The organism is Sphingopyxis sp. BSN-002 (assembly GCF_022024275.1).
Lineage (GTDB): Bacteria > Pseudomonadota > Alphaproteobacteria > Sphingomonadales > Sphingomonadaceae > Sphingopyxis.
Genome location: NZ_CP091804.1, coordinates 2625241 through 2638244 on the forward strand (window position 1 = coordinate 2625241; position 13004 = coordinate 2638244).

At 66.3% G+C, this 13004-nt stretch carries 14 protein-coding genes; 6 read left to right on the forward strand and 8 right to left on the reverse strand.

What is annotated here, in order from left to right; translation table 11 throughout:
• Nucleotides 1-82: 82 nt before the first annotated feature.
• The gene (locus L7H23_RS12940) at nucleotides 83-2389 is read left to right on the forward strand and encodes a patatin-like protein (RefSeq protein WP_237836279.1); all 2307 of its coding nucleotides are present in this window, start codon (nucleotides 83-85) and stop codon (nucleotides 2387-2389) included.
• 172 nt (nucleotides 2390-2561) lie between these two features.
• On the opposite strand, the gene dnaJ is transcribed toward L7H23_RS12940, so the two are convergent.
• Both dnaJ and dnaK read right to left on the reverse strand, forming a co-directional pair.
• Complete coding sequence (gene dnaJ, locus L7H23_RS12945) at nucleotides 2562-3695, reverse strand: molecular chaperone DnaJ (RefSeq protein ID WP_237836280.1); 1134 nt, start codon at nucleotides 3693-3695, stop codon at nucleotides 2562-2564.
• A 60-nt stretch (nucleotides 3696-3755) separates the two neighbouring features.
• Nucleotides 3756-5663: a molecular chaperone DnaK gene (gene dnaK / locus L7H23_RS12950; RefSeq protein ID WP_237836281.1), complete on the reverse strand. Its 1908-nt coding sequence runs from the start codon at nucleotides 5661-5663 to the stop codon at nucleotides 3756-3758.
• A gap of 156 nt (nucleotides 5664-5819) precedes the next feature.
• Between dnaK and L7H23_RS12955 the strand changes: the two genes are divergently transcribed.
• From L7H23_RS12955 to L7H23_RS12975, 5 genes are read left to right on the forward strand one after another with little or no spacing between them, the layout of a single operon-like run.
• Nucleotides 5820-6356 carry a copper chaperone PCu(A)C gene (locus tag L7H23_RS12955; RefSeq protein WP_237836282.1) on the forward strand — a complete coding sequence of 179 codons (537 nt, stop codon included), beginning with the start codon at nucleotides 5820-5822 and terminating at the stop codon, nucleotides 6354-6356.
• A gap of 6 nt (nucleotides 6357-6362) precedes the next feature.
• Nucleotides 6363-6860, forward strand: coding sequence for a vgr related protein (locus tag L7H23_RS12960; protein ID WP_237836283.1), 498 nt, complete (start codon nucleotides 6363-6365; stop codon nucleotides 6858-6860).
• Entirely contained in the window at nucleotides 6857-7432 is a 576-nt protein-coding gene (locus L7H23_RS12965; protein ID WP_237836284.1) for a hypothetical protein, read from the forward strand. The genes L7H23_RS12960 and L7H23_RS12965 overlap by 4 nt, the downstream gene beginning before the upstream one ends.
• A gap of 11 nt (nucleotides 7433-7443) precedes the next feature.
• Nucleotides 7444-7887, forward strand: a complete 444-nt coding sequence (locus tag L7H23_RS12970; RefSeq protein WP_237836285.1) for a PH domain-containing protein — start codon at nucleotides 7444-7446, stop codon at nucleotides 7885-7887.
• 52 nt (nucleotides 7888-7939) lie between these two features.
• Nucleotides 7940-9283 (forward strand): DNA recombination protein RmuC, encoded by a 1344-nt coding sequence (locus tag L7H23_RS12975; protein WP_237836286.1) that lies wholly within the window; start codon nucleotides 7940-7942, stop codon nucleotides 9281-9283.
• On the opposite strand, the gene L7H23_RS12980 is transcribed toward L7H23_RS12975, so the two are convergent.
• From L7H23_RS12980 to L7H23_RS13005, 6 genes are all read right to left on the reverse strand, one after another.
• Nucleotides 9280-9987: an META domain-containing protein gene (locus tag L7H23_RS12980; RefSeq protein ID WP_237836287.1), complete on the reverse strand. Its 708-nt coding sequence runs from the start codon at nucleotides 9985-9987 to the stop codon at nucleotides 9280-9282. The genes L7H23_RS12975 and L7H23_RS12980 overlap by 4 nt on opposite strands.
• Before the next feature lie 75 nt (nucleotides 9988-10062).
• A complete protein-coding gene (locus L7H23_RS12985; protein WP_237836288.1) occupies nucleotides 10063-10875 on the reverse strand; it encodes an RNA methyltransferase in 813 nt (270 codons plus the stop codon).
• Nucleotides 10876-10879: 4 nt separating this feature from the next.
• Nucleotides 10880-11161 carry an HPr family phosphocarrier protein gene (locus L7H23_RS12990; RefSeq protein ID WP_237836289.1) on the reverse strand — a complete coding sequence of 94 codons (282 nt, stop codon included), beginning with the start codon at nucleotides 11159-11161 and terminating at the stop codon, nucleotides 10880-10882.
• The gene (locus L7H23_RS12995; RefSeq protein ID WP_237839251.1) at nucleotides 11158-11562 is read right to left on the reverse strand and encodes a PTS sugar transporter subunit IIA; all 405 of its coding nucleotides are present in this window, start codon (nucleotides 11560-11562) and stop codon (nucleotides 11158-11160) included. The genes L7H23_RS12990 and L7H23_RS12995 overlap by 4 nt, the downstream gene beginning before the upstream one ends.
• A gap of 38 nt (nucleotides 11563-11600) precedes the next feature.
• A complete protein-coding gene (gene rapZ / locus L7H23_RS13000) occupies nucleotides 11601-12539 on the reverse strand; it encodes an RNase adapter RapZ (RefSeq protein WP_237836290.1) in 939 nt (312 codons plus the stop codon).
• A complete protein-coding gene (locus L7H23_RS13005) occupies nucleotides 12536-12982 on the reverse strand; it encodes a serine kinase (RefSeq protein ID WP_237836291.1) in 447 nt (148 codons plus the stop codon). The genes rapZ and L7H23_RS13005 overlap by 4 nt, the downstream gene beginning before the upstream one ends.
• Nucleotides 12983-13004: the final 22 nt, after the last annotated feature.

Here is a 13004-nt window from a genome sequence, read left to right on the forward strand (position 1 = left end):
CTCAAATGCAAGAAGAAAGACCGTTTTGGCCTGATCTTCGGAACAGGGGACAGGTTCCCGAATCCGCGCTATCACGCTCGCGATGCGCGAGAAGGAATTACGCTTTGCCCTGATCTGCTACGGCGGGATCAGCCTTGCCGTCTATATGCACGGCATCACCAAGGAGGTGTGGCGGCTCGCGGCGGCATCGCGAGCGTTTCATGAGGGCGCACGGCAAGACGGCTCGGGCCGCGTCTATGAAGACCTGCTCGCGGCGCTCGCCGGAAAGGGCGGGGTCAAGCTGCGCGTCCTTGCCGACATCGTCGCGGGCGCCAGCGCCGGCGGGATCAACGGCATCTTCCTTGCGCGTGCGATCGCGACCGGGCAGTCGCTCGACCCGCTGACCGAGCTGTGGCTGAAGGACGCCGACGTCGACAGCCTGCTCGACCCCGACGCGCGCCCGCTGTCTGCGGCGACCAAATTCTGGGCGGTCCCGATCGCCGGCTGGATGATGAAAAAGCGCGGCAACGTCATCGATCGCACCGTCGGCGAGGACGCGCAGGACGAGGTGCGCGCAAAGCTGTCGCGTTTCGTGCGGGCGCGCTGGTTCGAGCCGCCCTTCGGTGGCGAGACATTTTCGGCGCTGCTGCTCGATGCCTTCGATGCGATGGACAGCGGGCCGATGGGGCCGGCGCTCGTGCCCGAGGGGCAGCCGGTCGATCTTTTCGTGTCGGTCACCGATTTCGCCGGACACCAGACCTTCCTGTCGCTCAACAGTCCGCCGCGCGTCACCGAGGAGGAGCATCGCCTGATCCTGCGCTTCCGGCAGGATGCACGCGCAGGAAAGAGCCTAGACGACGTTCCTTCGCTCGCCGCGGCGGCGCGCGCTACCGCGAGCTTTCCGGGCGCCTTTCCGCCCTTCACGCTCCGCGAACTCGACCGCGTCCTCCACAAGCGCCGGATCGCCTGGCCGGCGCGCGACAGCTTTATCCGCACGCAATTGCCCGGGGGCGGTGAAGGCGATCCGGCCGACCGGGTGCTGATCGACGGTTCGGTGCTCGCCAACGCGCCGTTCCGTCCCGCGATCGCGGCGCTCAAGCAACGTCCGGCGCGGCGCGAGATCGACCGGCGCTTCGTCTATATCGACCCCAAGCCCGACTATCGCTCGATCAGCTTCGGCAAGCCGGGCGAGGTCGACGGGGACGAGGCGAAACTTCCGGGCTTCCTCTCGACGATCCTCGGCGCGCTCTCCGAAATTCCGCGCGAACAGCCGATCCGCGAAAGTGTCGAGGCGATCGAGGGGATGTCGCGGCGCATCCGCCGGATGCAGCATATCGTCGACGCAATGAAGGTCGAGGTCGAGGAACAGGTCGCCGCGCTGTTCGGCACGACCTTTTTCCTCGACACGCCGACCCCTGCAAGGCTGCAGAAGTGGCGCGCCAAGGCGCAGGATCAGGCGGCGGTGCGCGCGGGCTTTTCCTACGCGCCCTATGGGCATCTTAAGCTGTCGTCGGTCGTCGAGGATCTCGTGGGCGTCGTTGGCCGCCTCGCGCCGCCGGAAGGCGATATCCATCGCCGTAACCGCCGGGCGGCGCTGTGGGACGAAGTCCGTGCGCGCGGACTGGATCGGCTGTCGGGCAGGAAAGGGATGGGGGCGAGCGACGATGCGGTCGTCTTTTTCCGTATCCACGACATCGGCTTCCGTATCCGGCGCCTGCGCTTCCTTGCGCGCGAACTCGACCGGGTGGTCGAGGCGAAGCGCGAAGCGCGCGATCCCGCGTGCGATGCGATGCGCGACGCCATCTATGCGGCGCTCGGCCTGTATCTGGAACGGGAGGGCGACAACTGGCTGGCCGGGATCGACGTGCCCGCGGATGCCGACCCCGCCGCGTGGATCGACGCGATCGGCGAGCGCCGCGACCTGATCGGCGCCGACGCAGAGGCCGACGAGCGCGTGGCCGAGGGGCTCGCGCAGTTGCCGAAGGACGACCGGCGCACGCTGCTCCTCGCCTATCTCGGCTATCCCTTCTACGACATCGCGACCCTGCCGCTCCTGCAAGGCGAGGGGTTCGACGAGTTCGACCCGATCAAGGTCGACCGCATCTCGCCGTCGGATGCGACAGCGATCCGCACCGGCGGCGCTGCCGCGATGCTCAAAGGGGTCGAATTCAACAGCTTCGGCGCTTTCTTCAGCCGCGCCTATCGCGAGAATGATTATCTGTGGGGACGGCTGCACGGCGCCGACCGGCTGATCGATATCGTCGCGAGCAGCGTCGCGGGCGCACTGACCACGGAAGAGCTGGGCGCGATCAAGCGGCAGGCGTTCCACGCGATCCTCGACGAAGAGGAGAGCCGGCTGCCGAAAGTGAAGGCGCTGATTGCCGAACTGCGGGGCGAGATCGGCACATAAGCTGCTTCTCCTGCTTGCGGGAGAAGGATACGAAGCCTCGCCGCTCAGCGGCTAGGCGCAGTTGGATGAGGGTGTGAGGGTCAGCGGACGGCGTCCCACCCTCACCCAGCTTCGACTAGGCAGCAAGCTGCCAAGTCTGTGCATCCCTCTCCCGCCGGCGGGAGAGGGGGACTTACTCCGTCAGATCGTCCCACATTTCCTTGATGCGGCCGAAAAAGCCCTGGCTTGCGGGGCATTCCTCGCCGGTCTCGGTCTCGCGGAACTCGCAGAGCAATTCCTTCTGCCGCGCCGTGAGCTTCGTCGGCGTCTCGACGTCGATCTGGACGACGAGGTCGCCCGTGCCGCGCGCGTTGAGCACCGGCATGCCCGCGCCGCGCTGGCGGAGCTGCTTGCCCGACTGGATGCCGGCGGGAATGGCGATGTCGTGCTTCTTGCCGTCGAGGCCGGGGATGGTGATCGACCCGCCGAGTGCCGCCGTGGTGAAGCTGATCGGCGCGCGCGTGAAGAGCGTCGTGCCCTCGCGCTCGAACACCTTGTGCCGCGACATGTGGAGGAAGATGTAGAGGTCGCCGGGCGCCGCGCCGCGCGCGCCGCTCTCACCTTCGCCCGACAGGCGGATGCGCGTGCCCTCGTCGACCCCGGCAGGAATGTTGACGGTCAGCGTCTTGCGCCGGTCGACGCGGCCTTCGCCATGGCAGCTGTTGCAGGGGTCGGCGATGACCTCGCCCGCGCCCTGGCAGGTCGGGCAGGTGCGCTCGACCATGAAGAAGCCCTGCTGCGCGCGGACCTTGCCGTGGCCGGCGCAGGTCGAGCAGCGGTTGGTCGCGGTGCCGGGCTTGGCGCCCGATCCGTCGCAGGTCTCGCAGCGCGCCGCGACGTCGACCTGAATCTCGCGCTCGCAGCCGGTGAACGCGTCCTCGAGGCGGATTTCCATGTCGTAGCGCAGGTCGGCGCCGCGCGCAGGGCCACGCTGCTGGCGCCCGCCGCCGCCGAAGGCCGATCCGAAGATCGATTCGAAAATATCGCCGATGTCGCCGAAATCGGCATTGCCGCCGCCACCGAAGCCGCCCGCGCCGCCGTTGACCCCGGCCTTGCCGAAGCGGTCGTAGGCCGCGCGCTTCTGGGGGTCCTTCAGGCAGTCATAGGCTTCGCTGATCGCCTTGAAGCGCGCCTCGCTGTCGTCGCATCCCGGATTCTTGTCGGGATGATACTTCATCGCGAGCTTGCGATAGCTCGCTTTCAGCGTCGCGTCGTCGGCGGTGCGCTCGACTTCGAGCAGTTCGTAATAATCGATGTCGAGCGACATAATCCAAAAGCCCCCTCAACCCCGCCGCGCCCGGAGGCGCAGCGGGGAGAGTTTCTTACCTTACTTCTTGTCGTCTTCGACTTCCGAGAATTCGGCGTCGACGACATCTTCGTCGGCCTTGGCTTCGCCGGCATCGTCGGCGCCGGGGGACGCGGCCGACTGCTGTTCTTTCTCGTAGATCGCCTGACCCAGCTTCATCGCGACCTGTGCGAGCGCCTGCGACTTTTCGGTCATCGCCGCCGGATCGCCGCCTTCGACCGCGGTCTTGGCTTCGGCGATTGCCGCCTCGATCTCGCCCTTCAGGCCGGGATCGACCTTGTCGGCATGTTCCTCGAGCTGGCGTTCGGTCGTGTGGATCAGGCTTTCGGCGTTGTTCTTCGCCTCGGCCGCCTCACGGCGCTTCTTGTCCTCTTCGGCGAACTGCTCGGCGTCCTTGACCATCTGATCGATGTCCGCGTCGCTGAGACCGCCCGAGGCCTGGATCTTGATCTGCTGTTCCTTGCCGGTGCCCTTGTCCTTGGCGTGGACCGACACGATGCCGTTGGCGTCGATGTCGAAGGTCACCTCGATCTGCGGCACGCCGCGCGGCGCCGGCGGAATGCCGACGAGGTCGAACTGGCCGAGCATCTTGTTGTCGGCGGCCATTTCGCGTTCGCCCTGGAACACGCGGATCGTCACCGCCGACTGGTTGTCGTCGGCGGTCGAGTAAACCTGCGACTTCTTGGTCGGGATGGTGGTGTTGCGGTCGATCATGCGCGTGAACACGCCGCCCAGCGTCTCGATGCCAAGGCTCAGCGGGGTCACGTCGAGCAGCAGCACGTCCTTGACGTCGCCCTGCAAAACGCCCGCCTGGATCGCGGCGCCGATCGCGACGACTTCGTCGGGGTTCACGCCGGTGTGCGGTTCTTTGCCGAAGAAATCCTTCACGACGTCGCGGACGCGCGGCATGCGCGTCATGCCGCCGACGAGGACGACTTCGTCGATCTCGCTTGCCGAGATGCCGGCGTCCTTGATCGCCTTCTTGCAGGGCTCGAGCGTGCGCTTCACCAGCTCTTCGACCAGCTTTTCAAGGTCGGCGCGGGTGATCGTCTTGACGAGGTGCTTCGGCCCGTTGGCGTCGGCGGTGATGAAGGGCAGGTTGACCTCGGTCGTCGCGGCCGACGACAGTTCGATCTTCGCCTTTTCGGCGGCTTCCTTCAGGCGCTGCAGAGCGAGCTTGTCGCCGCGCAGGTCGATGCCTTCGTCCTTCTTGAAGCCGTCGGCCAGATATTCGACGATCTTGCTGTCGAAATCCTCGCCGCCGAGGAAGGTGTCGCCGTTGGTCGACTTCACCTCGAACACGCCGTCGCCGACTTCGAGGATCGAGATGTCGAAGGTGCCGCCGCCAAGGTCATAGACCGCGATCGTCTTGTTCTCGGTCTTGTCGAGGCCATAGGCCAGCGCCGCCGCGGTCGGCTCGTTGATGATGCGCAGCACTTCGAGGCCGGCGATCTTGCCGGCGTCCTTGGTCGCCTGACGCTGGGCGTCGTTGAAGTAGGCGGGAACGGTGATGACCGCCTGCTCGACCTTCTCGCCCAGATAGGCCTCGGCGGTTTCCTTCATTTTCTGGAGGATATAGGCCGAAATCTGCGACGGCGAATAATCCTCGCCGCCCGCCTTGACCCACGCATCGCCGGTGGGGCCCTTGACGATCGAATAGGGGACGAGTTCCATGTCCTTCTTGGTCATGGGATCGTCGAAGCGGCGGCCGATCAGGCGCTTCACCGCAAAAATCGTGTTTTCGGGATTGGTGACCGCCTGGCGCTTCGCCGGCTGGCCGATCAGACGTTCGCCGTCCTTCGCAAAGGCGACGATCGACGGCGTCGTGCGCGTGCCTTCGACATTTTCGATAACCTTGGGCTTGCCGCCTTCCATCACCGCGACGCAGCTGTTCGTGGTGCCGAGGTCGATCCCGATCACTTTGGCCATTGGTAATTCGTCCTTGTTGCTTCTTCGGCGCCCTGAAAAGGCACGCCGTCCATGGGTTTTGATGGGGGCGATATAGGTGCGCTTTGCCTTGGCACAAGGGTTTTGACCGCGTATCTGGGACGCGAAAATATCGCGTTTTTACGGAGTCCTCCCGAAATGAAACCCTTTGCCATGCTCGCCCTTGCCGCCACCGCGCTGACGCTGTCGGCGTGCGAGAAGAATCTGGGCACCGGACAGCAGCTCAATGTGGTGAGCGGCTATATCCAGATGGGCGCGACCCCCGACCGGCCCGCAGTCGGCTATTTCACCGTCGAAGGCGGGCCGCGCGACGTCCAGCTCGTCGCGGTGACCGCCGACCTCGCGCAGCGGGTGGAGATGCACGAAAGCGTCAAGGAAAACGGCGTGATGACGATGAAGCCGCTGCTCAGCGCCGACGTTCCTGCGAAGGGCAAGCTCGAATTCAGACAGGGCGGCAAGCATCTGATGATCTGGAACATCAACGGCGCCGCGGTACGCGCCGGCAAGCTGCCGATGGCGTTCGTCTTCACCAACAACAACAACGAACGCATCCTCTTCGACATGCCGATCAGGGGGGCGACGAGCGAGGTTGCCGGCTCGGGCGATGCGGCGATGGATCATGGCTCGATGGATATGGGCGACGACACCCCGGCAGCGGGTGCGGCCAAGAAGTAAGCGCGTGTGCCGCGCCCGTCGCGCCCCCTGACCAGCGGCGAAATCGCTCTTGCCCGCAGCGTGTTCGGCGATGCGATCGATTATGCGCGTGTGCGGGTACGCCACTATAAATGGATTTTCTTCCAGCCGCGCCGGATCGTGATGGCGCCGATGGGCGACCTGCATTTTCATCCGAAGGGCGCCGCCTATTGCGATGACTTCTCCTGCCCCGCCGGCGGGCGCGAGGAAGAGCTGAAGGCAAAGGGCCTGTTCCTCCACGAACTGACGCACGTCTGGCAGGCGCAGCAGCGCGGGCGCTGGTATCTCGTGCTGATGCGCCACCCGTTCGCGACCTATGACTACAGCCTCAAGCCCGGCTGGCCGCTGCACCGCTACGGGCTCGAGCAGCAGGCCGAGATTGTGCGCCACTACTGGTTGCTGACGCAGGGCGTGAGCATCGGCGGCGCGCCCGACGTCGAATCCTATCGCGCGATCCTGCCCGATGCTTGGAAAGCCGCGGCATGAGCGATTTCGAATTCGTCTTTGCGCTCTACAGCCTGCTCCTCGGCCTTTCGATGGTCGAGCTGCTCGGCGGGCTCGGGCGCGCGCTCGAAGCGCGGTTCGCGGCGGAGGAAAGCCACGGGAAGTTCGCGATCGGCTGGCTGACGCCGTTGCTCGCGGTGTTCGTGATGCTCGATCTCCTCTCCTTCTGGGGCACGGCGTGGCGCGTGAGGGAGGATGTCGCAGTGTCGTCGGCGGTGCTGATGGCGGTCGCGCTGTTCGCGAGTGTCTATTTCCTCGCGGCACGGCTCGTCTTTCCGTCGCACCCCGAAGGGTTCGCGAACCTCGACACGCATTATTTCCGCGTCCGGCGGATCGTCTTCGCGCTGCTGCTGGCGTTGCTCGCGGCGCAGCTCGTCTATTTCGCCGGCGATCCGAAGCTGGCGCCGCTGTTGCTCCATCCGCTGCCGCTCGCGATGACCGCCATCCTCACGGGGCTGATCGTTGCGGCGATGTGGGTGAAGGACCGGCGCTGGAGTATCGTCATCCTGTCGCTGCTCATCGCGCGCTACGTCGTCGCCTATCTGATTGTCTGAAGGAGAGGCCCATGCCCGAAGTTCTCGACCGCTTCCGTTCCTCGACCTGGGGCTGGCTGCGCGGCACGCTCGTCGGCTGGCTGACGCTGTTGCTCTGCCTCGTCGGGGTCGGCTTCCTGATCATCCTCGTCCAGTGGATCCGCAATCTCGACATGACCTATGAGCTGACCGAGGACCGGCTGATCCTGCGCAAGGGAATCTTCGTCAAAAGCGTTGACGAGATCGAGCTCTACCGCGTCAAGGACGTCCGCATGGACTTTACGCTGATCAACCAGTGGGCGGGCATCGGCACGATCAGCATCGATTCGTCGGACGAGACGACGCGCGACGGCGCACTCGTGATGCCGCATATCGACCGCGCGGCCGAACGGCGCGAGGAGCTGCGCCGACTGGTCGACGCGGCGCGGCAGAAGCGCCGCGTGCGCGAACTCGACGTCTCGAGCGAAATGCTCTGACGCGGCAATTAGCGGCTAGCCAGCGGGGCAGTGTTCGATCTATGTTCCGCGCATGGATGTCACCGCGCTCGCTATCGCCTTCGTCGCTCTCTTTCTCGGGGGGCTGATCGGCTGGCTGCTCGCCGGGCGGCAGGCGGGGGCGCTCAAGGTCGAGCGCGACGGATTGTCGGAGCGTTTCAAGGCCGCGGTCACCGACCTCGCGGCCGAGGCCGAAGCGCGCAAGGCCGCCGACCTGCAGCTGGCGGCGCTGCTCGCCGAACAAAAGGCGCGCGACGCGGCGCATGACGCGCAGATCGCGCAGCTCAAGGAAGCGCAGGGGGCGCTGACCGCGCAGTTCCGCGAGGTCGGGCAGGCGATGCTGGGCGAGGCGCAAAAAGCCTTCCTCGAACGCGCCGACCAGCGCTTCAAGCAGAGCGAGGAGACCGCAGGGCAGAATCTGAAGGCGCTGCTTTCGCCCGTCCACGACCGCCTCCAGAAATATGAGGAAGCCGTCGGCAAGGTCGAGGCCGAGCGCCAGAACGCTTTCGGGCTGCTCCACGGCCAGATCGCCGCGATGCGCGAGGGCACCGAGCGCGTGTCGAGCGAGGCCGCGAAGCTCGTCAACGCACTCCGCAACGCGCCGAAGGCGCGCGGACGCTGGGGCGAGCAGCAGCTTCGCAACGTCCTCGAAAGCTGCGGGCTTAGCGAACATGCCGATTTCCAGACCGAGGTCAGTGTCGCCGACGGCGATGGCGGGCGCCTCCGCCCTGATGTGGTGGTGAAGGTGCCCGGCGGACAGAGCCTCGTCATCGACGCCAAGGTGTCGCTCAACGCCTATCAGGATGCGTTCGGCGCGGTCGACGAGGGCGAGAAGGCGGTGCATCTCGCCGCGCACGCCGCGGCGATGAAGGCGCATGTCAACACGCTCGGCGCCAAATCCTACTGGAACCAGTTCGACGACACCCCTGACTTCGTCGTGATGTTCGTTCCCGGCGAGCATTTCCTTGCCGCCGCGCTCGATCAGGATCACGAGCTCTGGGACTATGCGTTCGAGCGCAAGGTGCTGCTCGCGACGCCGACCAACCTGATCGCGATCGCGCGCACCGTTGCGGCGGTGTGGCGGCAGGAGAAGCTGGCCGGGCAGGCGCGCGAGATCGCCGCGCTCGGCAAAGAGCTGTATGCGCGCATGTCGGTGATGGGATCGCACATCGCGCGTGTCGGCAAGAACCTCGATCAGGCGACCGGCGCGTACAACGCCTTCGTGGGCAGCTTTGAATCGCAGGTTCTAACGCAGGCGAAGCGCTTCGAGGCGCTCGACGTCGAAACCGGCGATCGCGAGATTCCGGCGCTCCCCGTCGCCGAACAGGCTGCGCGGCCGCTCGCCAAGTTGTCGGGCGCCGGTGGCGCGAACGACTAGATCGCGCGTTTCAGCACGGCGGTCTGCCCGTCGGCGCCGGTGATTTCCAGCGTGCCATGGGTCGGAAAGCCAAGCTGCACCGGTCCCTGCATCAGTTTGAAGAAGGCCGCTTCCTGCGTCATCGCCGGGCCGGGACACGCCATTTCGGTCGCCATCAGCGGTCCCGCGGTCAGCCGCCGGCCGTCGGCGACATAGGTTCCCGAAAAACGGTTGCATCCGGCGCTACCGCTCAGCCGCGTGCCGTCGAACTGCAGCGACGTCGGCCGATCGCCGGCAACGGATACCCCGCCGATCGACACGAAGGTCCAGCTCGACCCCGCAAGCGTGTCGGGCGGCAGGATGGCGCCGCCGCACCCGTCGACGCGCTTGCCGTCGGCGATGACCCGCACCGTGTCGGCGTAGCGGCGGTCGCTCATCCCGTCGCTGCACGCGGCATGCTTGATCACGACCGACAGCCGCCCGGCAGCATAGACCTCGCCGTTCATCGACGCCGTCGCGCCGGGGTTCGGCACCGCGATCCGCGTCTCGCCATAATCGCCCGCATAATTGAGCTGGGCGGGCGTGATCTCGAGCGTCCAGCCGGGCTCGGTGCCGATCGCCATATAGGCGGATGCGGGCGGGGTGGGGGATTGCGGCGCCTCGGCTGCCGGCACGCAGGCGGCCAGCGGGAGCGAAAGGGCGATCGGCAGGACGGGCTTGATCATCGGAGTGCTCCTTGGTGGAGAGCGCCATAATAGCATGGAGCTGGCGCCGGGCTGAACCGAAACGCGGCTCCGCGTTCAGCTTCGCCGCTGGTTCAGCACCTCATAGGCCATGACCGCCGCCGCGACCGCGGCGTTCAGGCTGTCGGCCTTGCCCATCATCGGCATCTTTACCCGCACATCGGCCGCCGCGGCATAGGTCTCGGGCATTCCCTGCGATTCATTGCCGATCAGGATGAAGGTCGGTGCGGCGTAGCGCACGGCCTGATAGTCCTGCGTATCGTCGCCGAGCCATGTCGCGACGAGTTCGCCCGGGCCGCTCCGCAGCCAAGGCAGAAACTCGTCCCACTGCGCCTGCACAAGCCGCTGCGTGAAGATGGCGCCCATGCTCGCGCGCACCGCCTCGACCGCCCAGGGGTCGGTCGATTCGTCGAGCAGGATCAGTCCGCCCGCGCCGACCGCATCGCCGGTGCGCAAGATCGTGCCGAGATTGCCCGGATCGCGCAGACGCTCGGCGACGAGCCAGATCGGTGCGGCGCTGCGGTCGAGATCGGCGAGCGCGGTCTTCGGTTCGGCGTAGATGGCGACGATGGCCTGCGCATTGTCCTTGCCCGAGAGTTTCGAGAGGATCGCGGGCGTCGTGTCGATCACCTCGCCGCCGTTCGCCAGCACCGCCTCGACCAGCGCCTGCGCCAGCGGATGCGCCGCGCCCTCTTCGGCGAGGAACAGCCAGTGCGGCAACACGCCTGCCTCGCGCGCTTCGGTCGCGATGCGCAGCCCCTCGGCGAGGAACAATCCTTCGGCGCGCCGGTGCCGCTTTTCGCGCAGCAGGCGCATCCGCTTGACCAGCGGGTTCGAGAAGCTTTCGATGCGGCTGCGACGGCCGGACATAGGATCAGTCCTCGCCGAAGCTGTCCTTGACCAGCCCGACGAGCTTCAGCAGCGCCGCGTCGGCGCCGTCGCCCCGGGTGTGGATCGTGATGCTGTCGCCTTTCGCGGCGCCGAGCATCATCAGCCCCATGATCGAGGTGCCGTTGACGCGCGATCCGCCCTTTTCGACCTCGACCGAGACCGTTTCGGGCAGGCGGCTGACGAAGGTCACGAACTTGGCGCTTGCGCGCGCGTGCAGCCCGCGCTGGTTGGTGATTTCGACCGTCTCGCTGACTTCGCCGCTCATGGTCCCACTCCCAGCATCTCCGACGCGACGGAGATATATTTCTGGCCTGCTTCCTTGGCCGCGATCACCGCGGCACGCAGGTCCATCGTCTTGCGGGCGCTTTCCAGCCGGATCAGCATCGGCAGGTTGACGCCGGCGATCACTTCGGTGCGCCCGTGTTCGAGCAGGCTGATCGCAAGGTTCGAGGGCGTTCCGCCGAACAGGTCGGTCAGCATGATGACGCCGCGCCCTTCGTCGACCGCGCGGATCGCGTCGGCGATTTCCTTGCGCCGCATTTCCATATTGTCGTTGGGGCCGATGCACACGGTGCCGATCGCGCGTTGCGGACCGACGACATGCTCCATCGCGCGCACCATTTCGTCGGCGAGGCGGCCGTGGGTGACGAGGACCATTCCCAGCAGCGGCAGAGCTTTATCGACGGCCATGAAGTTGCGGACCCTTATGCTTTTCCGGTGCCGGCAGAAGATGCGGGCGGGGGCCTGCCCTCAAGCCCATCTTGCGGTGCCGAGTCAAGATTGCGGTGGGTCAGCGTTGGCTCATAACCGGACTCGCGTAGCGTTTGGGCAACACGCGAGGCCACATGGACCGAGCGATGCCGCCCGCCGGTGCAACCGAAGGCGATGGTGACATAGCTTTTGCCCTCGGCACGGTAGCGTGGCAGCAACGTCAGGATCAGCTTCTCGATCTGTGCGACGCTGTCTTCATACGCCGGATCGGCCTTTACATAGGCGGCGACGTCGGCGTCGAGTCCCGTGCCCGGCTTCAGCTTCGGATCCCAGTGCGGATTGCGCAGATAGCGCATGTCGAACACTAGGTCGGCATGGCGCGGAAGGCCTCGCGCAAAGCCGAAACTCAGCACGTTGAGCACCGGCTCGTCGTCGTCGGTGTCGCCGAAGCGCTGGCGGATTTCCTGCTGCAGGTCGTTGCTGCTGTAATTGGTGGTGTCGATGACATGCTCGGCCCAGCGGCGGAGCGGCTCCATCATCTCGCGTTCGCGGGCGATTCCGTCGGCGGCCGGGCGGTCCTCGGCCATCGGATGGCGCCGCCGCGTTTCCGAAAAGCGGCGTTCGAGCTCGGCCCCGGCACAGTCGAGGAAGAGCGTCTGGATGCTGCGCTCGCCGCCTTCGCGCAGTTCCTTGATCCGCTTGACGAGCAGGGGCGGGCGAAAGCCGCGGCTGCGGCTGTCGATCCCGACCGCGAGCGGGCGGTTCGCCTCGCTGCGCCGTGCGGGGGCATCGATCAGCGCCTCGAGCAGCGCCAGCGGCAGATTGTCGACGACTTCCCAGCCCAGATCCTCGAGGACCTTGAGCACGGTCGACTTGCCCGCGCCCGACAGGCCGGTGACCAGCAGCAGCCGTTGCTCGCCCGGATCGGTCATGCGCCGGGCGCCAGCCGCTCAAGGGCCAGCATGATCTTGATCGGCGCAGACGCCTCGAAGGCGGAGAGCAGCAGGGCGGGCAGCGGATGGCCTGCCACCATCTCGATCTGGTTCACCGTCGGCATGCGGTCGTAACGGTCGGTCAGCCGCACTGCCAGCGCGAGCGGAACGGGCGCGGTCCACGGCCGGTCGATGATGCCGATCCCGCGCACTTCGAGTTTGCCGGCGAGATTTTCGGGCGGGCGGCACCACAGCCGCTCGCGATCGTACCAGAGGTCGCAGCGATCGTCGGCGACCAGCTTGGCGCCGCGGTCGATGAGGCGCAGCGCGAGGTCGGATTTGCCCTGGCCCGAATTGCCCAAAATGATCACGCCTCCATTGCCCGCCGCGACGCAGCTGGCATGGATATTGACGATCTCGGGCTTGGTCCGGCTCGGGAGCATGGCTAGGGTCCGTACTCCATTA